This window comes from Paenibacillus sp. B1-35, from assembly GCF_050474385.1.
GTDB classification, from domain to species: Bacteria; Bacillota; Bacilli; order Paenibacillales; family Paenibacillaceae; genus Paenibacillus_B; species Paenibacillus_B alvei.
The window spans coordinates 131,385-153,621 of sequence record NZ_JBCHVJ010000001.1; the positions used below are offsets into that span (position 1 = coordinate 131,385).

Genomic DNA, 22,237 nt, shown 5'->3' on the forward strand with positions numbered 1-22,237 from the left:
CAGAGGTTCTATGTGAATGGTTATACCCACCCGAAAGCTCTGGCAAGCTGAGCTGTGGCAAAGGTAACTGCAATCGCGATACCAAGCGGAATGACGGCAGACAAGACCGTCCATTTTATACTTTTCGTTTCCTTATAAATATTGAATAATGTCGTACCGCAAGGATAGTGGAGCAAGGAGAACAACATCATATTCAAGGCTGTCAACCATGTCCAACCATGCTGTAGAAAAATATCCTTAATGTTCTCCATACCATCTGCATCTACCATAGCACCTGTGGACAAATAGCCCATAAGAAGGATTGGCAGGACAACTTCGTTCGCAGGCAGTCCGAGCAGGAATGCCATAATAATGAAACCATCAAGACCAATCGCATGAGCGAATGGATCGAAGAATGAGGCCATATGGTTCAAGACACTGTCGCCGCCAACCATAACATTGCCAAGAATCCAAGTAAGTACGCCTGCAGGAGCCGCAATAACGACAGCGCGGATCAGTACATTAAGCGATTTGTCACGTGACGATAACAAAATGGTTTTCCAAATCTGCGGTCTGCGATAAGGAGGAAGCTCCAGCGTATAGTGGGTTGGAACACCGCGCAGAGCTGTTTTTGACATCACCCATGATACAGTTAGCGTTACCACAATCCCAATCATAACCATGCCCATAACGATAGCAGCCGTTGCTACGGTTTGCATTCCACTTGCAACACCAGTTGCCATGAACAGAGAAGACAACAGAATAAGTGTAGGCCATCTGCCATTACACGGTACGAAGTTATTCGTCAGAATCGCCAGCATCCGTTCACGAGGCGACTCAATAATTCGTGTGGACAAAATAGCTGCAGCGTTACAGCCGAAGCCCATAGACATTGTCAAGGCTTGCTTCCCATGGCCGCCTGATTTCTTGAACATGCGATCCATATTGAAGGCAACGCGCGGTAAATACCCGAAGTTTTCAAGCAATGCGAAAATAGGGAAGAAGATCGCCATTGGCGGCAGCATTACGCTAATGACCCATGATGTTCCACGATATAAGCCAAGTACGAGAATGCCGTGCAGCCATGCTGGTGCATTCATCGCTTCAAATGCCATGTTTAAGTAGCCTTCGATTACTTCGAAGAAGGAGAATATCATTTCCGACGGAACGTTCGCTCCAGCGATCGTTAGCCAGAATACAACGCCTAGAATGGCGAGCATAATCGGAAATCCCCAAATTGGCGAGGTTAGAACTTTATCTAACCGGTATGTGCTTTTTAACTTATTCTTGTCTTCATACACAATAGCTGTGCTACATATTTCACGAGTCGTACGATAAATATCAGTTACAATTCCGTCTCGGATCGCTTCTCCGCTCGCAAGGCTGCGGGCTCTGGACAATAAAGAGTCCAAAGAATCTGAATTAGTGGCAAGCGGTGTGGCCATACGAAACAACTCCTTTCACTGAATCTGCGGCCGGCGAACTCCATTTGGACTTCATCGAATGAATCAAGCTTTCATCACCGTCCAGCAGACGAAGTGCAATCCATCGTGTTGGATATGCAGTACCAAGCTTTTCACGTATGATCGGTTCAAGCTCAGCGATTTTCTTTTCAATATCCTTGTTATATTGAACGAGCAGCGGGTTAGGGACGATCCGGCCGGAAGCCACTCCCTTGATTTTCTTCATCATTTGGTCAATCCCAGTGCGATGTCTTGCGGAGATCGCTACCGTAGGCACACCGAGCTTCTTCTCAATGGCATTGATGTCGATCTTAACACCGAGCCGCTTCGCCTCGTCCATCAAGTTTATACAGACCACAACACGGTGGGTCATCTCCATTACTTGAAGAGCTAAATTCAAATTACGTTCCAATGATGTTGCGTCTAGCACGACGAGTGTAACGTCAGGCTTTTCAAATATAATATAATCTCGAGCCGCTTCTTCGTCGGCAGAATTGGAGTATAGTGAGTACGTCCCTGGCAAGTCGACCATTTTATACGAAGCACCTTCATGATTGAAGTGACCCTCCGCAGTTAATACAGTCTTTCCCGCCCAGTTCCCGGTATGCTGTCGCATCCCTGTAAGTGTATTGAACAATGTACTTTTTCCTGTATTCGGATTGCCGGCTAGGGCAACCGTATATTGTTCAGTCATTCGTTGTCCCCCCCGACTATTTCTCCGTACATAAGCGTGCTTTCTTCCTTGCGAAGCGCGATCGTTGTATTATTGACCCGGAATGCAATCGGATCGCCGAGCGGGCTGCGCTGCAGCACTTCGATTACATTGCCTGGAACAAATCCGAGATCAAGCAATCTTCTGCGTAATACCCCTTGAACTTCGATTCGATTCAGCCGCACATGTTGGCCAGTGCCAGCATTGTATAATGTTACGTCGTTCGAATGCATTTTCGAATCACTCTCCTGATTTCACCATGTCCCAAAAAGTTTACCTAGAGCAAAACTAATCCCAAACAAAAGCGAAGTTTTCCGTACATGCCACTTCATTAGTATAGGTCAACTATGTTTGTTAGGCAACAAAAATTTTCCCTAAGGCAAAAATATATGTTGTTTATACTATGCAAGAAAGGTAGCAACGTTGCCTTCTTCTCTTAATAACTAATAGTTCTGACAAGCTTGATTCAGGCAATTGCACATCTCCAACAACATCTAGATTTTTTTATGTCATAAATATCATCTTGAATACATAGCGTAGGTTTTTTTTGTAATATACAGGAAATAGACTTGATTGCGTCGAAGGCTTAGGAAGATTCGCTATTTGTATAAAACTAAAGAGTGACATGAAAAAGGAAAGGAAGGTTGTATGTGAACAAGAAATCGAATGCGATTATAAATCGATTGCATATCAAATATCCGATTATACAAGCTGGTATGGCAGGTGGAACGACAACACCTGAGCTTGTGGCGGCTGTATCGAACGCTGGAGGACTTGGAACGCTTGGGGCAGGATACATGTCTCCGGAACAGATGAGAACCGCTATTCGAGCAATTAAGCAGCTTACTGGCAATCCATTTGCCGTAAATCTATTTGTACCAGAGCCTCCTGGCATTGATGGGTGCATTTCGAAAACGGTGATAAAACAATTGGAGGATATCGAAAAGGAAGTGCGAAGAAAGGGGCAAGTAGAAGTCGGCAATATAGGAATCAGCGCGGACAGTTATTTCTTTGATGAAAAAAGCTACCGGGAAACTTTTCATGAACAGGTAAAAGTGATTGTTGAAGAGAAGGTTCCCGTCCTTAGCTTTACATTTGGAATTTTGGATGACTTATATATTCGACAATTGAAAAAGGCTGACATTGTTTTAATAGGGACGGCAACCCATGTTGAAGAAGCGGTTAGTCTTGAAGCTGCAGGAGTTGATATGATTGTGGCACAGGGCAGTGAGGCAGGGGGCCATCGTGGGACATTTGCGGGGGATCCCCATTCTTCCTTAGTTGGGACATTAGCGTTAGTGCCGCTAATCGTCGATCATGTAGCAACACCTGTTATTGCTGCAGGTGGGATCATGGACGGGCGGGGGATTGCTGCTGTTATGGCTCTCGGAGCACAAGCAGCCCAATTAGGTAGTGCATTCCTACTGTGCAAGGAAAGCGGCGTACATCCTGCCTATCAAGAAGCGATTTGTTCTTCTGACGAACGCAGTACAGTTATTACGAAAACCATTTCAGGCAAACCTGCCAGAGGTATACGCAATGAACTAATTCATAGATTGGAGTCGTGTTTAGCTTCCATTCCAGCATATCCAATTATGAATGAGTTGACGAGGAGTGTTAGACAGGCAGCCGCACGTAACAGTGATCCTCAATATATGTCGTTATGGGCAGGGCAAGCTGCCCGAATGGGGGAAATTACAGGTGCAGGTGATAAGATGGAGCAGTTGGTAAAGCAATGGAGATTGGTTGTGAACGCGATGAAAATGGAATAAAAATTGTACGCATGTAATATGAAAATAATGGACGAAAATATGCTGAAAAATTTGCGAAAATGCGGGAGATTAAGCAATATCGGCATAAGTGTAAGGAATCGGCAAATAGCCATACAAAGTTTCGTTAATGCAAGTTTTGCAAAAAATCAAAAATTCCTTCATAATGGCTTAGGAGAGCTCAACGTTCAGCGTTGGGCTACGAGCATGAATCGCGGAGGAGCAAGACATATGAGTGCTTACATTGGAGAACGTTATCAATTATGCAAAGTCATTTTGCATCTGGCTGATGGAATATTATATGAAGCAATAGATTTATCACTAAAGAGAGACGTATTTATATATTTAGTAGAAAATAAAGGGCTGGATAAGGCTGAACAATGCAAGAAGGCGTTTGGGCAAATCTCGCATTTTTCAAATAATCGATTTTTCCATATGTTGAATGCCGGCACATCCGGCAGTGATTTCTTTGTTGTATTCACATCTTACAATGGAATGCCGCTTGCAAAGTACATACAGCATCACGCATTGAGTGCGACGAAGACGCTGTCGTTGGTTTATGAAGTTGGCAAGGCGGTTCAAGATGCGCTGGAATCAAATATTACGAACTTCTCGGTATCCGTCGATAACTTGTGGATTACGGAAGATCATCAAGTGCTAGTGATGAATTATTGGTCGACTGCGGCTACAGAACGATGCGGTACATTGGGATTATGTTATTTGCTGTATCAATTAAGTACCCTCCATCTGAATGTGCCACAGTATTATGAAATGTACGAGGCGCGTTTGGCCGGCGCATTGAAGGAGTTGTCGCCTGGTCAGAAGGAAGCATTGTTGTCCCTTGTACAGAGTGTATATTTGGGAGAGAGCTCATCGTTCTCCTTCATGCTTACGCTTCGCGAGATTATGGACTCTCCGAATATACCGGTGAAGACAATTGGAGGCATTTATACACCGCCTGTCCCTAAAGTGGATCCGGAACTGCTCAGTATGGCGGAAGAGGAGACGGAAGAAGAGGAAGCGGCACCTTATGAGGCAGACGGCTCGGAAAATGTGGGCCGCAAGAAGATGATGCTGATCATCGCCTGTGCAGCCGTGTTTATTTGTGTATTGGGCGGTGCGGTCATGTGGGCGAACTCGCTCTCAAAAGCGAATGATGTGGCAGTGACTGATTCAGTTGCGGAATCCAACAACCAGGCCGTAACGGGGAATCCCGCAACGGAGCCGGGATCAGGTTCAGATGCGAGCCAAAATGATTCGGGAACTTCGACGAACGTTACAGAACCGCCCGCAACTGACAACAGCTCATCCAATGACAATTCGGATCAGGAACGCGAGACAGAGTCAGATGACTCGGATCGGAGGAATCAAGACCGTGATCGGGATTCCAGCTCAAATAATTCGAGTGTAACTCCGCCAAATACAACACAAGAGAATAAACCTGATGATCATTCAACGGATTCGGGAACTACGAATAACGGTACCCAGGATGGTCAGACAGGAACAACGACGGATCCGACGACGCCTCCTGTGGATGGGCAGCATCCTGAGGGCCAACAGCCAGATCCGAACACGAATCAGACAACCGAACCACCGAAGTCCGGTGAGGTTGCTGTTCCTAATCTAGTAGGGCTGTCGAAAGAAGATGCAGAGAAGCAAATTCTCGCAAGCGGCTTGAAATATGAGTACGTCCTCGAGAACACTGATGAGCAGGAAGCAGGTAAAGTATTTAAGCAAGATGTTCCTGCTGGTGGAGCTGCGAAGAAGGGTGACAAGATTAAATTCTATGTTAGCCGAGCGAAGAAATAACCGGAAAGATCATGAGATAGATTTCATCTAATGAAGAAATGCCCCGAGTGGCCGTACCGAATTGTCGGCAGGCGCTCGGGGCATTTGTATATTGGTCTCGCTGCTAGTTAATTACACGCGCAGTTCAATACTGGCTTTCGTGCTGCTTGTGTTTCATCCAATCGTTTTACATCCGTATAATGAGGAGCATTCAACAGCAGCTCAGGCTGCTCCTTCGCTTCCTGTGCAATTTGAATCATAACATCAATGAAGCGATCCAGTGTCTGCTTGCTTTCTGTCTCCGTAGGCTCAATCATCATGCATTCCTCTACATTAAGCGGGAAGTAGATGGTTGGCGGATGGAAACCGAAGTCGAGAAGGCGCTTGGCAACATCGAGCGTACGAATGCCATATTGCTTCAATCCTTTGCCGGACATGACAAATTCGTGCTTGCACACGCCTGGATATGGAATATCGTAATAAGGAGATAGACGGTGCATCATGTAGTTGGCATTCAGCACGGCGCATTCGGATACACGGCGCAGACCTTCTGGGCCATAAGTGCGAATATAGACATAAGCACGCAAGAGGATACCGAAGTTCCCATTATAGGCCTTAACCCGTCCAATCGACAATGGTGAACCATGATCGAAGTCGTATGAGCCATCCTCAAGTTTCATCACCGTTGGGGATGGGAGGAATGGAATCAGCTTGCTCTTCACGCCTACAGGGCCAGCGCCAGGGCCGCCGCCTCCATGCGGGGTGCTCATCGTCTTATGCAAATTCAAATGGACGACATCGAAGCCCATGTCTCCAGGCCGCGTAATTCCCATAATCGCATTCGAGTTGGCGCCATCGTAATACAGCAACCCTCCTGCTTCATGCACGATGCTTGCGATCTCGACAATATGCTCCTCGAACAATCCAAGTGTACTCGGGTTCGTTAGCATTAGCGCTGCCGTATCAGGGCCGACAGCGGCTCTGAGCGCATCCAGATCAACCAATCCTTGTTCATTGGATGGTATTGTAATTGTATCTAAGCCGGCCACGGTTGCGCTTGCTGGGTTCGTCCCATGCGAAGAATCAGGTACGATTACCTTCGTCCGCTGCTCGCCACGGCTTTCATGGTAGGCGCGAATCATCATTAATCCCGTCCATTCACCATGAGCGCCTGCCGCAGGCTGCAGCGTAACCTTATCCATGCCTGTCAGCGCAGCAAGATCCTCCTGCAGCGTATACATGAGCTCCAATGCGCCTTGTACCGTGTTGATAGGCTGATAAGGATGAATGGCTGCGAGTCCAGTCAGTCTTGCCGCATCCTCGTTAATTTTTGGGTTATATTTCATTGTGCAAGAGCCGAGCGGATAGAAACCATTATCTACGCCAAAGTTGCGGCGTGATAAGGCTGTGTAATGTCTGATCACATCAACTTCATATACTTCAGGCAGCTCAGGCTCCTGACTGCGCAGCATTGAAGCAGGAATGAGTTCTTGAAGCTCGATTTCCGGAACGTCACATTCCGGCAAGGAATAGGCAGTGCGGCCAGGATGGCTTAGTTCAAAAATTAGCGCTTGATCCGGTTTCATACGCAGCTCACCTCCAGCAGGTCGATAAATTGTTCGATGTCCGATTTGGACTTTTTCTCTGTAACGGCAATGAGCATATGTCCCGCAAGCTCAGGATAGAAGCGGCCCAGATCCAAGCCGCCGATAAATCCTTTGTCAAGGAGCAGCCCGTGCAGGTGATCCATATCGGTTCCTTCTGGAAGACGGACTACGAATTCATTGAAGTAAGGTGCTTGGAAAGCTAATGAAAGCTGCTGTTTGCTGTTGATTTGGGCAGAAGCATAATGAGACTTCTGTATATTCAGCTTCGCTACCTCTTGCATTCCCTTTTTGCCCATAACGGACATGTATATCGAAGCGGCAAGTGCAAGCAGCGCTTGGTTCGAGCAAATGTTGGATGTCGCCTTCTCGCGACGAATATGCTGCTCTCTTGCTTGAAGCGTGAGGACAAAGCCGCGCTTGCCATCCAAGTCTTTGGTCAGACCAACAATCCTTCCAGGAATTCGCCGCATATACGGTTCTGCTACCGCAAAGAAACCGCATGTTGGCCCGCCGAATGAAGGTGCAATACCAAGAGGCTGCGCATCTCCGACGCATACATCGACACCGAGCTTGCCAGGGCTCTCTAAAAGAGCAAGGCTTAGCGGGTTCGTACTCATTACGAGCAAACCTTTGTGCGCATGTGCAATTGGTTCGATTGCACGGATATCTTCGATGCAGCCAAAGAAATTCGGTGACTGAATAAGTACGGCAGCAGTCTCGTTCGTGACTGCATGCTCAAGTTGTGCAAGGTCAGTTACGCCGTCTTTATAACCGATCTCGACCACTTCAACATTCAGTCCTCGTGCCATCGTGCGAACAATTTGTCTTGCCTCTGGGTGTACGGTGCTCGATATGACGATCTGCTTGCGCTTCGTTGCGCCTACAGCAAGTGCTCCTGCTTCGGCCATTGCTGTTGCGCCATCATACATGCTTGCATTGGCAACAGCCATGCCTGTCAATTCGCAAATATAGGACTGAAATTCAAAGATTGCTTGCAGCTCACCCTGACTGATTTCAGGCTGATAAGGCGTGTATGCGGTATAAAATTCAGATCTGGAGACCAGATGCTGAATGACAACCGGTATATGATGGTCGTATATTCCTGCGCCAAGGAAGCTGGTGTGGCTCTCATTGTCTGCGTTGCGAGAAGCCAACTGCTTCATATGCTTCATCATGGCTGCTTCATCTAGTGGTTCGGACATAGGAAGCACACCATTGTAACGAATGGATGCTGGTATATCGCGGAACAGATCTTCCATGGAAGAGATGCCAATCTGCTGCAGCATGTCGGCTTGATCTTGCTCCGTCATTGGAATGTAACGATGCTTCATGATGGATTCGCTCCTTTGGCAGGGATCGGATTTCGTTTATAAAATGGGGTAGGGACAACGCGGGCTTTCAACTGTTTGCCGCGAATTTCTACCATAACCTCGGTATCGAGTTCTGAAAAAGCGGTTTCAATTAAGGCAAGTCCTAAATTGCGCTTCAATGTTGGCGACTGCGTGCCAGTTGTGACCTCACCAATTACGCGCCCGTTGGCAAGCACCGGATAATGAGAGCGGGGAATGCCTTTATCAATCATTTCAATTCCTACCAGCTTCCTTGCTGGGCCATCAGCTTTTTGCTTCGTAAGTGCAACACGGCCAATGAAGTCGCCTTTATCCAGCTTGACGAATCGTCCGAGTCCAGCTTCAAGCGGTGAGATATCAGCGGTAATTTCTTGTCCATAGAGCGGCAGACGTGCCTCGAAGCGCAGCGTGTCTCTTGCCCCCAGCCCTGCTGGCAGCAAGCCGAATGATTCACCGGCACGAAGCAGTTCAGCCCATACCCCCGGAGCATCTTCTGCGGACAAATAGAGCTCGAATCCATCCTCGCCCGTATAGCCAGAGCGGGATAGAAGAGTTGACACGCCGCATACTTGTGCATCCGTTAGGAAATGAAAAGGTGCAAGCGAATCAATAGGCGCTTCTGATACGGTAGAGAGAATAGCTTGGGCATTCGGCCCTTGAAGGGCGATCAGTGCCGTGCGGTTCGATACATTTGTCAAGGTCACGCCATGAATCAAATGCTTCTGCAGCCATGCATAGTCTTTGTCGATGTTGGAGGCATTGACAACAAGCATATATCGGTCACTCTTCATCCGATAGATGAGAATATCATCGACGACTCCTCCGTCAGGGTAGCACATCAGCGTATATTGTGCTTTCCCGTCCTCAAGCCGCGATACATCATTCGTTGTCATCTGTTGAAGAAACGTTAGGGAAGCCGGGCCGCTAACGATAAACTCACCCATATGGGAAACATCGAACAAGCCTGCCTGTGTGCGCACAGCTTCATGCTCCCGCTGAATACCGATAAATTGAACAGGAAGCTCCCAGCCGCCGAAGTCAATGCAGCGTGCACCGGGAAATGTTGAATATTGATCGAATATTGGCGTTCTCTTCAATTGACTCATGAAATCACCTCGATACGCTTATTTGGACAAACCATTGGTATGCGAACAAAAAAGGACAGCCGAAAGAAAAGTGGATGTGTTATCCTCTTCGTCTCTCGCTCTGTCCTTTGTACCTGAGAGTGTCGCCGAATGCTGCAAACGATTCGTCTGCTTCCGCATGTATCATCGGCTTTCCCCTTGGGTGACTGTATTCGATCTGGTGAATTACAGTGCTCTCCAGAGATGCGTCCGGTAAAAGTCCTTTTGCCTGAGAGATTCACGTCTTACGGCTTACTCCTTCGGCGCTGCTATGTCTCAGCAGTCTCTCCCTTTACCATCATTCGCCATTTTCAACTGTCATCTCTACATTAGTTGAGCCTTCCACACTTTGTCAATTGATATTTTCTTCACATTCGATTTCACTGCTTGTCATATTGACAATCGTACGTATCTTGCAATAATCTAAGGTTGTTATAATTACCCAAATGAAATCGTAATTGCGAACGAGGAAGGTCGGGAGAGTTTGACAATGATGATTGTCAACACCGAAGGAGCAAGTTGCCAGCTGCCGATTGGCAATGAATCTCTCAGGTACAATAACCGCCATTCTGACGCAGCTCTGGAGAGTGCATATTTAGTTGCCACCAAAGGGGTAAGTTCTGCCACTATTGTGCTGGAACGGGATCTCTCAGGTACCGAGGACAGAGAACAAGGCGCTAGGCCGCTCTCTGCCCATTTTAATGATCTCTAATGGATAGACGGCCTAATGAATGACATTATGAATGAAATGGGGCGTTGACATGAGTGAAGTGAAGGATGGATTGCTGTACAGTGAAGAGCATGAATGGGTAATCGCCATAGAAGGCAATACAGTACGAGTTGGCATTACAGATCATGCGCAGGCTCAACTGGGAGACATTGTATTCATCGAGTTTCCTTCAGTAGGAACCAGCTTGTCCGCGGGGGACAGCATGGGCTCCATTGAGTCTGTGAAGACCGTATCTGAGTTGTACTGTCCGGTATCTGGAACGATTACGAAGGTAAATGATGAATTGGAAGCGTCGCCAGAGCTTGTGAACAGCAGTCCATACGGAGACGGCTGGATTGCGGAAGTTGAAGTGGAAGGCAGCGCTGCGGAAGCAGTGAAGCATCTGCTGAATGCTGAGCAATATGCGAAGCTGATTGACTAATAATAGAAGGATCAATGGGTTGTGTACGTAGAACCTGCTGTATCGGTATAATGCTGGTGCAGCAGGTTTTTTTCATCCACAAAGTGAGAAGTTTCGATAGGATTCGCCGCCGAAAAAGAGTACAATAGAAGCATCGACAACCAGACGTTACAATGCTAAATAGAATGCTAGGTGAGTGGAATGACAATCGCTTTTTTTGATTCGGGAATGGGTGGTATTACGGTATTGGCTGAGGCTATGAAGCAGCTGCCACAAGAGCAATATTTGTTTTATGCAGACACGCTTCATGTTCCATATGGGACAAAGTCGCAGCAGGAAGTGATGCGTCATGTGCAATCTGCTGTTGAGGAAATCATGCAGCATCATGTGAAGGCGCTTGTAATCGCGTGCAATACGGCAACGAGTATCGCAGCATCTGAATTGCGGCGGAATTACAATATTCCGATTATCGGCATGGAGCCCGCAGTCAAGCCGGCAGTAGAAATGAATCGCAATAACGGCAAGCGTGTACTTGTATTTGCAACAGCCTTAACGTTAAGCCAAGACAAATACCATACACTGGTCACTCGTCTTGATGAGGAACATATTGTTGATTCGATTCCTTTGCCGGAATTGGTAGAATATTGCGAGCAATTAAACTTTGATAAGGGAGTGATAGGAGACTTCTTTGCACAGAAGCTTGCTGGGATTGACTTGAGTCAGTACGGTACAATTGTGTTAGGGTGTACGCACTACCCCTATTATAAGCACATTTTGAGAGAAATAGTCCCTGATCATATCCAGCTCATTGACGGGAGTCAAGGCACAGTGCAGCGGTTAGCCCAAGTGTTGCAAGAGAAGCAGTTGAATCAGCAATCAGATCAGACAACAAGCCCAACAATTCAATTTATGTGTTCGAGTCATGATCAACAGTACATAAATAAGTTGCAGATTGCACTTCATACCTATCAGACCTTCGGGGGAATGGATACGAATGAACAGTCAATTGTTCGAGCTGACGGGGAGCAGTACTAAGCTGATCCCTATGCTTCCTGAACATACGGAAGATTTATATGAAGCAGCGTCTCATCCAGATATATGGCATTACTTGCCGCGCACGATCCGCAGTCTTGCAGATGCAGAACGGACGATTCATGATGCTGTTCTGAACCGTGAGAAGGGGATCGAGTATCCATTCGTTGTCATTGATCAGCTTACTGGGCGAATAATTGGTGCAACGAGAATTATGAATATGTCCGTCTTGCATCGCTACGCTGAAATTGGCGGTACATGGTATCATCCATCAGTATGGCGTACCCGCATCAATACCGAGTGCAAATATTTGCTTCTGCAATATTGCTTCGAACAGATACATACGATTCGTGTTCAGCTGACGGCGGATGTACGCAATGAACGCTCAAATCGGGCAATCCAACGGTTAGGAGCCGTGCTTGAAGGGAGATTGCGGCGTCATCGGGTGATGGAGGACGGGTATATTCGTGATTCTAATGTGTACAGCATTGTTGATGAGGAATGGCCCCAGGTGAAAGAAAGGCTCGAGCAATTTTTGAATCAGGTATATGTATAAGTTATAACACTATTAATTGTATTGATCGAAGCAAATGGAATATCCATAGTACATGGAGAGGATGTGCCCGCATTGAATTGGCAATCATCCTCTTTTCTTATTTAATGCTGGTTAGAGCGTATCGTATTATAGAACAACAACATAGATGAAAATACATGTTACGATACTCGGCAGCCCCGTTACAAACATTGTGCCGCTAAATTTAAAATTTCTTCGATGGTCTTCGTCAGGGATATGGCCCATATTAAATCGAAGCTTCGTGTTATCATTGAATGCGCCAGTAAAGAGTGAACCAACTGCCCAAAGCCCCAAACCGAAATAGCAGTTAATGTTGAATAGGATATGGGCATCTCCGCCTTGCCAAATAGATGTATACAATACAGTGAGAATAACGAAAATGAGACCAATTGCGAGTCGCCGTGCGATCATGATACACCTCCATTTACCCCATTATTACCCAATTATACATGACAATTGATTCATGTGAAAGTTAGATCAAAATAATTGAGCATAATGTTCAATCGTAAAACTACGATCGAATTGCAGATAACGGACTAGGAGGTTTATTGAGGAGATAGAACCATCTATAGTCAGAATAGGAACCAGTGAGGTTGAAGAAAATGGTTTTTACACTATCAAATATGAAAAGTGTATGATGTGTTGATTTTCAAAGTAAATAGGAGGGCATCTAACGGCGAAGTTCGCAGGTTAGATGTCCCTTTTATTATGGTTACGTGATCGAAGATTGTGACAATTGCAGGATCTGATGATGTATGTTCTGTTTGGACAGCCCGCCATGGTAACAGATAACCGCGTCAATCGGATATTTTGTTAGCTTGCCTAGTGAGCGGATTGCGCTTCCCATGTCCAGCGTCGTATGCGGGACGGGGCCGTGCAAAATCCCTTTATTACTTGTCATGGCGTCAGCGGCTATCAAGATGCGACTGCGCTCCAAATAGATGCTGACATGGCCTGCTGTATGACCAGGAGTATGGATAATTCGAATTCCACCACAGTAAGGAAGAAGATCATGATCCGCAATCAAGCGTGTTACGTTAGCAGAAGGCTGCAAATTGCACATGGCCAATACTTCAGCTCGCTGTTCTTCGGGCAGCAGCGGTAGTACGCTCGCCAGCGCTTCTCGGCGCGGATATTTGCCTTCTATATAGGGAGCGTCCTCCTGGTGAGCTAACACTTCGATACATCCGTTTTTGGAGGCGATAATATCAGGCAGACTGCCGATATGATCGAGATCTTGGTGGGTAAGCAGAACCGCTTGCAGACGATCCAGCGGCACACCGGATTCTCGCATGGCATGCTGGATGCGAATCCAATCGCCTGGCATGCCTGTATCGATTAGTACAGCACAATGCTCATCCCACACAAGGGTAGGGTGAATCGGTAATGCTCCTCCGATACCTTCAGATTCCAATTCTAACATCATGACTCCTGGTGCAATGATCATTGTCTATAGCCCTCCATTGTGATTGAGACTTGGCACTATGTCTAAGCATAGTTTGTTTTATCATGAATGGAGATTTTTATCAATTGTAAAATATTCAATTATAACACAAACAAAAATATTTGTCAAGGGTGAAATTGCATCAAACACTAACTCTTCATATTGTCTATAAAAAATCAAGGCATAAAAAAAGCGACATCCAGAAGGATGCCGCTTCTTCAGTAAGCAGCTACATTGCAAGATAATTTAGGATTATGGCAGCATGCGGCCTCTCGTGCTTACATAGAGAGAGTACCATTCTTCACGTGTCAATGTGATGTGAAGAGCATCTTTACATGCGCGAATGCGGTCTGGATTTACCGTGCCGATTACAGGTTGAATCTGAGCAGGGTGTCTCATTAACCATGCCAACACAATCGCTTCGCAAGTTGTGTTGTATTGGGAAGCAAGCTTCTGAACAAGGTTGGCGGTAACTTTGACCGACTCGGGTTCATTGTCGATTTTGCGTCCAGAATACAAGCCCTGCGCAAGCGGACCCCAGGATTGAACTTGGATGCCATTCATTCGGCAATACTCTAACGTTCCATCTGGGAAGGTATCGTCAGCAGAAGCAGCCTGATTCACGTGAACGCCTGCATCCAGCCAGCCGAAGCGGGCAAGGCTCATTTCCAACTGATTCGCTACGAATGGCTCATCGCAGCATGATTGCAGGAGTCGAATTTGACCGGCACTCATGTTAGATACGCCGAAATTCCGTACTTTGCCGGATTTTTTCAATTGATTAAACGCTTCACCGACTTCCTCCGGTTCCATTAGCGGGTCTGGGCGGTGTAATAGCAAAATGTCCAAATACTCGGCGCCTAGGCGGGCAAGAATGCCGTCGACACTTTCTAATATGTGAGATTTCGAAAAATCGTAGCGACCTGGAATATCACCTTCAGCGAAACGAATTCCGCATTTCGACTGAATAATGATCTTCTCGCGCAAGCCTGGTTGCGCTTTCAGTACCTCGCCAAATACTTGCTCGGCTTTTCCTCGAGCGTATATATTCGCGTGGTCGAACATGTTAATGCCAATTTCAAGCGCAGCTTCCACCGCGGCTTCCGCATGTTTGACATGCTCCTTCGTATACGGCTCAGCATCCCAGCTTCCACCCATCCCCATGCACCCAAGCACAATACGGCTAGCTGGAATTCCGCGTTCATTCAATGGTAACGTTGTCACAAGCAATCACTCCAATGTTGTAGTCAATGATAATCGTATGCGTGTTGCTTTATAGTGTTCGTCCAAATCGCTCTGGATTAACAGTACTAGTGTACTACAGTAGTGTACGAGATTCCACTTCTTCGCCTAAGAACCGCATCTGCTGGAAAATAACCTGAATGTGGTTCTTCTCAATCGGATTAGAATGTGCCAAGATAAGAAGGGGGAGTTGAGCACATGTTCCAAGACTTTAAGCTTATCCCGGGGAAACCGGCATATTTGCAGGTTCGAGACTATTTGCGGTTGCTTATTAATCGCGGATGGCTGACGGCTGATCAGAAGCTACCCTCGACAAGGGAGCTTGGCAATGTATGGGGGGTAAGCCGCAATACAGTAATCGCAGCTTATCAAGAGCTGGCTGATGAAGGACTTATTTATTCGATTCCCGGCCAAGGCAGTTATGCTTCACCTGCAGAGCGATCCAACACAATCGATGCAAATATGAACTGGAACGAGAGAATGAGTGAAAAGGCGCAAATCGCTGAGCGCATGGATGCGATGAAACATGGTGTACGCGGAGAGCGCGGCATGATTTCATTCATGAGCATTGCGCCTGACGAATCGTTATTTCCACTTCAATATGTAAAGCAGGCCTTAGTAGACCGAATTGCGGCAGAAGGCGAAATCATGCTCAATTACGGATATGCACAGGGCTATCAGCCGCTTATTGAAGAGTTGAAGCAATATATGGAGTCCAAGGGCATCGACATGAAAGGCAAAGATATGCTCATTACGAATGGATTCACCGAAGGGCTGGACATTGTCCTCTCTGCAATTGAGAAGCGCCATGGGCGTGTCATTTGCGAGAATCCAACCCATCATAGTGCGATTAAGCTATTCAAGATGCACGGTCTAGATATCGATGGCATTGAAATGGAGCATGATGGTGTGAACATGGAGAAATTGGCCGCTGCAGTAGAGGAGAGACCCTATGATTTGGCTTATCTGATCCCTTCCTACCAGAACCCAACGGGCGTCGTAATGTCTCCTAGCAAGCGGATGAATGCAATTCGTCTATTCGCAAAGCACGGCATTCCTGTAATCGAAGACGGTTTTAGTGAGGAACTGCGTTATTCCGGCGCACATGTTGCACCGATTATTGCCTGCGCTGGAGGAGCTAATCATGTTATCTATATTGGGAGCTTTTCTAAAATATTATTTCCCGGAATGCGAATTGGCTGGATAATCGCAGATGAGCAGCTGATTTCCTATCTCGTGAGTATGAAACGCGCACGAACGATTCATACCTCAACGTTGGATCAAGCTGTTCTCTATCAATATTTGCACAATGGACATTTCGAGTCTTACTTAAAAAAGGCAAAATCCGTATATAAACGCAAGTACGAATGGGCTGTGCATAGTTGCGAGCGGCATATTCCATTCCGTAAATTATGGGGTGACGGCGGTCTTCATTTGTTTATTGAACTGGATGCGTCTGTTGATGTGTCAGAAGTTCTAAGCAGATGTCAGAAGAAGGGTGTTTTATTTACGCCAGGAAGCCGCTTCTTTACGGATGGGGGAGGGGAAAACACCTTCCGTATTGGGTTTTCACGCGTTTCAGAAGCGGATATCGAGCGGGGTACCCAAATAATCGGGAATGTTATAAAGCAAATCATCCAGGAGGGGTAACAGATGAAGGTTGGTATCATTATGGGGGGCGTATCTTCGGAGCGAGACGTCTCACTTATGACAGGTCAGGAAATGATCAAGAACTTAGATAGAAAATATCAAGCTGTGCCTATCGTATTGAACAGCAAGGCAGAGCTGATTGATAAAGTGAAAGGTATTGATGTTGCGCTGCTTGCTCTTCATGGTGCGTTCGGAGAAGATGGAACGATCCAAGGAACGCTTGATACGCTTGGTATTCCCTATACAGGCAGCGGCATTTTATCAAGCAGTCTGTGCATGAATAAGCTGTTAACAAAGAAGATTGTAAAGTGTGAAGGTTTCGCAACTGCTGATTGGCTCTTGATGCAAGCTGGTTCAGCATACGATGTTGACCAAATTGGCGCAGCACTCGGATTCCCGCTAGTCATCAAGCCTAATGCAGGTGGTTCAAGCATTGGCGTGCAGCTGGTGCATCATGCTGAATCGCTAGAGACAGCCCTGCAGGAAGCGTTCAGTTACGACACAGAGATACTGATAGAACAATATATTCAAGGCGACGAGATAACATGTTCCATTTTGAATGGGCAAATGCTTCCGGTTTTATCTATTAAGCCTAAGGGGGAATTTTTCGATTATTCCTCTAAATATGAGGATGGCGGTGCGGATGAAGTCGTAATTGAGCTACCTGAATCAATTTTGCAGCAGGTGCGTCGGACGGCTCTTGGTGTGTATGAGGCAGTACAATGCAGCGTATATGCACGTATTGATATGATTCTTCACCAAGGAGTTCCGTATGTGATCGAAGTGAATACTCTTCCTGGATTGACGAAAAATAGTTTGCTGCCAAAGAGTGCTCAAGCGGCGGGTATATCCTACAGTGAACTGCTTACTCAAATTATTGAAATTTCCCTTCAAGAACATACGCGTCAGCCCATTCATGGTGAGCTTGTGAAATAAAAGATGCAAGCCGTCAGCCATACCTTCTAAATGAATGGGAAAGCTTGTACATGCACATAATAACCTTCGATCCTAGGTTAGGAAAGGAGGGGCAGCAATGAACAACAAGCCGTCTCATGATCATGCAACAAAAGCTGAGGTTCAAACGACGAAGCTGAATAAGCTTCCTGTTCCTGAGAATAACACGGATACAGAGTTCAGTGGGGAAGCATTCGAGCAAGCAGAGGCCAATCGTTCTGCAACGAGAAAGAACGATACTGTATCTTAACTGAATCAGCATTTTGCCTCAGTTTCTGCGAGAGAGACTGAGGCATTTTCCTATATGGGGAAGATTGATAATGCGGCATTATGCCATTTCCTTACAGATTACAAGGAAACACTTGAAATGTTCGGTTAGTGCTGATACTGTGTTCTTTAGATAGAATCGATCAAACATTGAAGTTTGATCTGATTGGCATGGAACGGAGGAACAGAGATGGAAGAGAATAAGAACGAGCAATATGACCATCAAAAAGAATTGTTTGAACAACTGGGCATTACGCTGGACGCGTTCACGATTCATCAGAAGGATTTTCAAATCAAATTCCGTGGATACGATCCAGATGAAGTAGATGCATTTCTTGATGATATCATTAAGGACTATAGCCAATTCTATGCGGTAATTTCAGATTTGTTGGAGAAGTACAAGGAATTAAAGCTGCAAGAACGAGCGAACAAGATTTCGATGATGCACCGTGAACGTGATGAATCCCTCAACAAGGGTCCTTCTGTTGATGTGAAGTTCATCGAGGATATCGTTCGTAAAATGGAGCAGAATATTACGGAATTGAAATATCGTATGACCATCGAACGAGAAACAGAAAAAGACATGTAATGAGACCAGGGGCACAATTGTAAGGTGTGCCGCTGGCCCAATACATAAAGACACCCGCGAAGCCGCGGGTTTTTTAGCATGTAATCAAGTCTTCGCTTCCCGCTCGCTGATTCTCGTAGAGTAGCGGTATATGTGCAGCTTCCCTAACTGTCAGACATACAATAAGTGATGAGCCGCCGCAGCTTATCGAAAAGGTAAAATCAGGGTGTCTCTGAAACTCGCGTTAACTTCTGGTTATGCTGTCCGAATCCTGCCCTTGTTCCCCCAAGTGATCCCGCTTATGAAGACTAAATCAATACTCGCTGCCTCCAAGGTTGCCCCATGGATTCATCAAGGGTGCAATCCTCCAAATGTAACATTTATCCACGATGATGATGATATAATCATAATTGGTGATGACATATTATGGCATCATGATTCGCGCAAGAAACCAATTTTGTATTGCTTGGGAGGATGCGGCATGATTCGTACTATTCGATTAGAGCAATATCGACCTGAATTAGCAGAAGCGATCGCCGAGATGTGGAATGATAGTAATGAATCATTCGGCGGCGGAAACTCGAGAATGACTGCACAGCAGGTGAGGCAGCAGGAGGAGAACACGGATACTCTTGCCTTATACCTGGCACTTGATGGAGAACGGGTAGTAGGGTATTGCAAAATATGCGAGTATCGGGAAGATACAGGAGCACTCTATGTGCAGCTATTGAACGTACATCCTGATTATCACGGTCAAAAGATCGGCAAGCTGCTCGTTACAAAAGCCGTTGAGGATACGATTGAGCTAGGCTGGCCGAGGTTGGATCTCTACACATGGCAGAGTAATACCAAGGCAGTCCCATTGTATAAAAAGTGCGGATTCTTCTGGGAAGATCGTGACGATACTACACATCTCATGAACTTTATCCCGACCGTCGTTCGCACCGAAGCACTTGCTCCCTATTTTGAGCAGCTAGATTGGTACGAAGATTCCATTCGCGAAATTAATGTAACCCCCGACGGAATCAAACAAAATGGCTTCGATTACTATGCTTATGAATGGGGAAAGTCCGGCAAGAGACTCCGAGTTGAGTTTGAACGCAGAGGGCGAGGGATGAGGCTGATTGAGACAGACGATTATTTGTTGGCAGCGGAGGTTGACTCTTCTGCTCTTATTTGCGGAAGAACGTACTCGATCCGTTATCGTCTTGTCAATAAGACGCAGAAGCCTCTTCACATTGAACTTCGGGGCGTAAGTGATCGCAATATTCATTTTGATTGGCATTCTGCTGTTGATGTGATAGGAGATGTCTGCTTAACAGCTGAGTTCGATGTCCAGGAACTGCAGGAAGAGCTGAGTAAATGGAAAACAAGCCCTGCTGTATGCACAGAGCTGCTCATTAACGGAAAAGCTGCGCAATTTCGTGTTGGTGTTCTTCCCAAGCTCCCAGCCAAAGTGGAAATGAAGCTGCCAAATGACGGCGGGTACCATCGAAGGCAAGGCATTGCTTATATTGACTTTGAGAGCCATCTATCAGACCGGGCCACATTCCGCTTCTTCCTTCCATCCCAAGAGCTTATCGTATGGGAACAGAGCGAGCTCGAGATTAGCTTAGAGCCGCTTGCTCGACAATCTATTGCCATCCATTATAATGTTCTTGAATTTGGTTACTATCAAGCCGATATTCAAATCTATGCTGAGTCAGAGTCTGGCGATTCGCTGACATTTGTGCAACGGATTGGTGCGGCATTCCCAGGAGTAGGTGCTGCCTATCAAGGCAAGAGTAATCTAGGTTGGCATATCGGAAATGGGAAATATGCTGTAACTATGAACAAGGAGCATCATGACTCGGAGCTTAGATGCATAGGAATGGAAGAGCAATTATTTATGTCATATCCGAAGCTTGGAACGCCATTTTCGGACGAGTTCTCTAAGAAAGCACCTGCTGAAGTGGAATTTATTCAAGAAGCGAATGGAGCAATGTTAAAGGTTGTACACTTTCGCTCCTCGGCCTTCCCGCATGTTCTCTTGAAGGTGATGACCCGGTTACATAGGGATGGCATCGTTGAACGTTGGTTTGAAGCAACGAATGAAGGGGACAAGCCTATGTCGCACGAGCTATGGGTATCCCAATCCATTCGAAAAGATCTCTTCCGAGCAATTATTCCTTATGAAGGTCAGTATGTTGAAATGAGTGATTCGATTGGGAGCGCTTATGAGTATTGGGACAGCAATCGTATTACGGAGCGCTGGTTGTTCAACCGTGGTCACGGCTTGCCGATCGGGATCTGTTGGAGCGAGGCCTACCAGTTGAATTTTCAGAGCTGGCATTTTGATTTGAACACCAGCTTTGGAGCGATTGATGCTCGTGCAACTGTCAAGAGTGATACGATTATCGTATCTCTGGGAAGTTTTACGGATTGGCGGTCATTTCGTGCACTTGCAATGCAGACTGGCTGGGATGAGCCTGTCCATCTTGTCCCGCAGACCCAACTAATGATCGGTGATCGGAATCCGTTCGTGAAGGGAGAGCCGACATTGATCTTGCAGGATCGAAAGCAAAGCACTTGGAATGGGAATGTGGAAATGTCCTATCGCTATTCGGCTGATATTGAAGCACAGTCTACCATCACGCCAGAGGAAGAGGCAACCCAGGTGAGCATAACATTGCGGCCCTTGCTTCAATCCATAGATGTCGTAGATGTAAGCACGAGCTTGGATACGGAGATTGGCCAGTACCAAGCAGCGATTTTCCGCCAATTGACGGAACCGATCGAATGTGTAGAGACGTTAGAATCAAACTATAAAGTTTTCGCTGCTGACAATGGGGTTATCCGAATAAAGGCGGCGCCTGATTATTATACTTCTCTGTTCTCGCTCGAAGTAGAAGGAGAAGAATGGCTCATGAACAACTACCCGTCACGAGACGTGAAGTCATGGTGGAATCCGTTTGTGGGAGGTATCTACTCCGATCTGAATCAACTTAGATCGATGTCGGTGCTGAAGCAAGAGCGGTCAGCTCAATTTGTGAAGCTGTCCGATCAGCATCATAATGAATGGCAAGGAATTCGTGTTGATTTAAACATTCAAGAGCATGAGAAGTATAAAGGGATATGCCTGAGCAATTACTATCTGTTATTGCCAGGAGTACCGATTTTGTGTTATTTCACGGATGTGCTGCAGAATTCCCGGGCATTTTTGAGTGATCGGTTAGAACAACAATTTTTTGTTCATCAGGGTGAAGCGATGCAGGACAGCTGGGTGGAATCATATGCCCATTGCGGACGGACAATTGCTTTCCCTCAAGGCAAAGGTGTCATTGATATTTATGAAAATTCAGATTGTCGATTCGGCTCTAATGACAGGACAGCGCTGCTTCATATCATCTCCGATCATACTGCTGCCCGTTCAAATGTATATGTAAATAAAGAGGTGTCACTTGCAAGTATTACCCATGATCTGAACATCCCGAACGGTCAGACACTGCGAACTTCGCCTGTCATGTTGCTGTTCTCTATGGAGCGAATTGAGCCGGAGGCATTAACTGATCTTCGCGCAATCCGCTTTTCCCAATCTGACTAGGA

19 protein-coding genes and 3 riboswitches are annotated in these 22,237 nt (G+C 46.3%); of the genes, 10 read left to right on the top strand and 9 right to left on the bottom strand.

Features of this window, described 5'->3' with window-relative positions:
- Nucleotides 1-20: 20 nt before the first annotated feature.
- The 3 genes from ACQ5BJ_RS00690 to ACQ5BJ_RS00700 are packed head-to-tail and all read right to left on the bottom strand — an operon-like array spanning nucleotide 21 to nucleotide 2,387.
- Nucleotides 21-1,424, bottom strand: a complete 1,404-nt coding sequence (locus ACQ5BJ_RS00690) for a nucleoside recognition domain-containing protein (protein WP_430107831.1) — start codon at nucleotides 1,422-1,424, stop codon at nucleotides 21-23.
- Entirely contained in the window at nucleotides 1,402-2,136 is a 735-nt protein-coding gene (locus ACQ5BJ_RS00695) for a FeoB small GTPase domain-containing protein (protein ID WP_268600274.1), read from the bottom strand. Before ACQ5BJ_RS00695 ends, ACQ5BJ_RS00690 begins: the two co-directional genes overlap by 23 nt.
- Complete coding sequence (locus tag ACQ5BJ_RS00700) at nucleotides 2,133-2,387, bottom strand: FeoA family protein (RefSeq protein ID WP_005549607.1); 255 nt, start codon at nucleotides 2,385-2,387, stop codon at nucleotides 2,133-2,135. The genes ACQ5BJ_RS00695 and ACQ5BJ_RS00700 overlap by 4 nt, the downstream gene beginning before the upstream one ends.
- A gap of 417 nt (nucleotides 2,388-2,804) precedes the next feature.
- Here ACQ5BJ_RS00700 and ACQ5BJ_RS00705 point away from each other — a divergent pair, with 417 nt between their 5' ends.
- Together ACQ5BJ_RS00705 and ACQ5BJ_RS00710 are read left to right on the top strand one after the other, a co-directional pair.
- The gene (locus ACQ5BJ_RS00705; protein ID WP_430107835.1) at nucleotides 2,805-3,926 is read left to right on the top strand and encodes an NAD(P)H-dependent flavin oxidoreductase; all 1,122 of its coding nucleotides are present in this window, start codon (nucleotides 2,805-2,807) and stop codon (nucleotides 3,924-3,926) included.
- Nucleotides 3,927-4,154: 228 nt separating this feature from the next.
- Nucleotides 4,155-5,732, top strand: coding sequence for a PASTA domain-containing protein (locus ACQ5BJ_RS00710; protein ID WP_430107838.1), 1,578 nt, complete (start codon nucleotides 4,155-4,157; stop codon nucleotides 5,730-5,732).
- A gap of 107 nt (nucleotides 5,733-5,839) precedes the next feature.
- Here ACQ5BJ_RS00710 and gcvPB read toward each other — a convergent pair whose 3' ends face one another.
- Genes gcvPB through gcvT form a run of 3 tightly spaced genes read right to left on the bottom strand, consistent with a single transcriptional unit; the run spans nucleotide 5,840 to nucleotide 9,773 of the window.
- Entirely contained in the window at nucleotides 5,840-7,297 is a 1,458-nt protein-coding gene (gene gcvPB / locus ACQ5BJ_RS00715) for an aminomethyl-transferring glycine dehydrogenase subunit GcvPB (protein WP_430107841.1), read from the bottom strand.
- The gene (gcvPA, locus tag ACQ5BJ_RS00720) at nucleotides 7,294-8,649 is read right to left on the bottom strand and encodes an aminomethyl-transferring glycine dehydrogenase subunit GcvPA (protein WP_430107844.1); all 1,356 of its coding nucleotides are present in this window, start codon (nucleotides 8,647-8,649) and stop codon (nucleotides 7,294-7,296) included. The genes gcvPB and gcvPA overlap by 4 nt, the downstream gene beginning before the upstream one ends.
- Nucleotides 8,646-9,773: a glycine cleavage system aminomethyltransferase GcvT gene (gcvT, locus tag ACQ5BJ_RS00725; protein WP_268600279.1), complete on the bottom strand. Its 1,128-nt coding sequence runs from the start codon at nucleotides 9,771-9,773 to the stop codon at nucleotides 8,646-8,648. Before gcvT ends, gcvPA begins: the two co-directional genes overlap by 4 nt.
- Before the next feature lie 98 nt (nucleotides 9,774-9,871).
- Nucleotides 9,872-9,995: riboswitch (glycine riboswitch) on the bottom strand.
- Between the two features lie 3 nt (nucleotides 9,996-9,998).
- Nucleotides 9,999-10,093, bottom strand: a riboswitch (glycine riboswitch).
- 163 nt (nucleotides 10,094-10,256) lie between these two features.
- Nucleotides 10,257-10,365, top strand: a riboswitch (glycine riboswitch).
- Nucleotides 10,366-10,552: 187 nt separating this feature from the next.
- Between gcvT and gcvH the strand changes: the two genes are divergently transcribed.
- The 3 genes from gcvH (at nucleotide 10,553) to ACQ5BJ_RS00740 (ending at nucleotide 12,509) form a co-directional block, all read left to right on the top strand.
- The gene (gene gcvH / locus ACQ5BJ_RS00730; protein WP_040736355.1) at nucleotides 10,553-10,942 is read left to right on the top strand and encodes a glycine cleavage system protein GcvH; all 390 of its coding nucleotides are present in this window, start codon (nucleotides 10,553-10,555) and stop codon (nucleotides 10,940-10,942) included.
- 180 nt (nucleotides 10,943-11,122) lie between these two features.
- Entirely contained in the window at nucleotides 11,123-11,956 is an 834-nt protein-coding gene (gene murI / locus ACQ5BJ_RS00735; protein ID WP_262866785.1) for a glutamate racemase, read from the top strand.
- Nucleotides 11,916-12,509, top strand: a complete 594-nt coding sequence (locus ACQ5BJ_RS00740) for a GNAT family N-acetyltransferase (protein ID WP_005549523.1) — start codon at nucleotides 11,916-11,918, stop codon at nucleotides 12,507-12,509. The genes murI and ACQ5BJ_RS00740 overlap by 41 nt, the downstream gene beginning before the upstream one ends.
- 126 nt (nucleotides 12,510-12,635) lie before the next feature.
- Here ACQ5BJ_RS00740 and ACQ5BJ_RS00745 read toward each other — a convergent pair whose 3' ends face one another.
- From ACQ5BJ_RS00745 to ACQ5BJ_RS00755, 3 genes are all read right to left on the bottom strand, one after another.
- Nucleotides 12,636-12,938, bottom strand: coding sequence for a DUF5316 family protein (locus ACQ5BJ_RS00745; protein ID WP_005549521.1), 303 nt, complete (start codon nucleotides 12,936-12,938; stop codon nucleotides 12,636-12,638).
- Between the two features lie 301 nt (nucleotides 12,939-13,239).
- Nucleotides 13,240-13,974, bottom strand: coding sequence for an MBL fold metallo-hydrolase (locus tag ACQ5BJ_RS00750; protein WP_430107848.1), 735 nt, complete (start codon nucleotides 13,972-13,974; stop codon nucleotides 13,240-13,242).
- Between the two features lie 249 nt (nucleotides 13,975-14,223).
- Nucleotides 14,224-15,195, bottom strand: a complete 972-nt coding sequence (locus ACQ5BJ_RS00755; RefSeq protein ID WP_005549517.1) for an aldo/keto reductase — start codon at nucleotides 15,193-15,195, stop codon at nucleotides 14,224-14,226.
- 216 nt (nucleotides 15,196-15,411) lie between these two features.
- Between ACQ5BJ_RS00755 and ACQ5BJ_RS00760 the strand changes: the two genes are divergently transcribed.
- From ACQ5BJ_RS00760 to ACQ5BJ_RS00780, 5 genes are all read left to right on the top strand, one after another.
- A complete protein-coding gene (locus ACQ5BJ_RS00760; protein ID WP_268619806.1) occupies nucleotides 15,412-16,863 on the top strand; it encodes a PLP-dependent aminotransferase family protein in 1,452 nt (483 codons plus the stop codon).
- 3 nt (nucleotides 16,864-16,866) lie between these two features.
- Nucleotides 16,867-17,799: a D-alanine--D-alanine ligase gene (locus ACQ5BJ_RS00765; RefSeq protein WP_268619805.1), complete on the top strand. Its 933-nt coding sequence runs from the start codon at nucleotides 16,867-16,869 to the stop codon at nucleotides 17,797-17,799.
- A gap of 97 nt (nucleotides 17,800-17,896) precedes the next feature.
- Nucleotides 17,897-18,067, top strand: a complete 171-nt coding sequence (locus ACQ5BJ_RS00770) for a hypothetical protein (protein WP_005549512.1) — start codon at nucleotides 17,897-17,899, stop codon at nucleotides 18,065-18,067.
- Nucleotides 18,068-18,274: 207 nt separating this feature from the next.
- Nucleotides 18,275-18,673, top strand: coding sequence for a DivIVA domain-containing protein (locus ACQ5BJ_RS00775; RefSeq protein WP_005549511.1), 399 nt, complete (start codon nucleotides 18,275-18,277; stop codon nucleotides 18,671-18,673).
- Nucleotides 18,674-19,133: 460 nt separating this feature from the next.
- Nucleotides 19,134-22,235: a GNAT family N-acetyltransferase gene (locus ACQ5BJ_RS00780; protein ID WP_430107855.1), complete on the top strand. Its 3,102-nt coding sequence runs from the start codon at nucleotides 19,134-19,136 to the stop codon at nucleotides 22,233-22,235.
- Nucleotides 22,236-22,237 lie beyond the last annotated feature (2 nt).

Coding starts and splice junctions, on each gene's coding strand:
- gcvH (WP_040736355.1), top strand. CDS start 10,553: ATGAGTGAAGTGAAGGATGGATTGCTGTACAGTGAAGAGCATGAATGG.
- ACQ5BJ_RS00690 (WP_430107831.1), bottom strand. CDS start 1,424: ATGGCCACACCGCTTGCCACTAATTCAGATTCTTTGGACTCTTTATTG.
- ACQ5BJ_RS00765 (WP_268619805.1), top strand. CDS start 16,867: ATGAAGGTTGGTATCATTATGGGGGGCGTATCTTCGGAGCGAGACGTC.
- ACQ5BJ_RS00750 (WP_430107848.1), bottom strand. CDS start 13,974: ATGATCATTGCACCAGGAGTCATGATGTTAGAATTGGAATCTGAAGGT.
- murI (WP_262866785.1), top strand. CDS start 11,123: ATGACAATCGCTTTTTTTGATTCGGGAATGGGTGGTATTACGGTATTG.
- gcvPA (WP_430107844.1), bottom strand. CDS start 8,649: ATGAAGCATCGTTACATTCCAATGACGGAGCAAGATCAAGCCGACATG.
- ACQ5BJ_RS00770 (WP_005549512.1), top strand. CDS start 17,897: ATGAACAACAAGCCGTCTCATGATCATGCAACAAAAGCTGAGGTTCAA.
- ACQ5BJ_RS00695 (WP_268600274.1), bottom strand. CDS start 2,136: ATGACTGAACAATATACGGTTGCCCTAGCCGGCAATCCGAATACAGGA.
- gcvPB (WP_430107841.1), bottom strand. CDS start 7,297: ATGAAACCGGATCAAGCGCTAATTTTTGAACTAAGCCATCCTGGCCGC.
- ACQ5BJ_RS00760 (WP_268619806.1), top strand. CDS start 15,412: ATGTTCCAAGACTTTAAGCTTATCCCGGGGAAACCGGCATATTTGCAG.
- ACQ5BJ_RS00780 (WP_430107855.1), top strand. CDS start 19,134: ATGATTCGTACTATTCGATTAGAGCAATATCGACCTGAATTAGCAGAA.
- gcvT (WP_268600279.1), bottom strand. CDS start 9,773: ATGAGTCAATTGAAGAGAACGCCAATATTCGATCAATATTCAACATTT.
- ACQ5BJ_RS00710 (WP_430107838.1), top strand. CDS start 4,155: ATGAGTGCTTACATTGGAGAACGTTATCAATTATGCAAAGTCATTTTG.
- ACQ5BJ_RS00745 (WP_005549521.1), bottom strand. CDS start 12,938: ATGATCGCACGGCGACTCGCAATTGGTCTCATTTTCGTTATTCTCACT.
- ACQ5BJ_RS00700 (WP_005549607.1), bottom strand. CDS start 2,387: ATGCATTCGAACGACGTAACATTATACAATGCTGGCACTGGCCAACAT.
- ACQ5BJ_RS00740 (WP_005549523.1), top strand. CDS start 11,916: ATGAACAGTCAATTGTTCGAGCTGACGGGGAGCAGTACTAAGCTGATC.
- ACQ5BJ_RS00775 (WP_005549511.1), top strand. CDS start 18,275: ATGGAAGAGAATAAGAACGAGCAATATGACCATCAAAAAGAATTGTTT.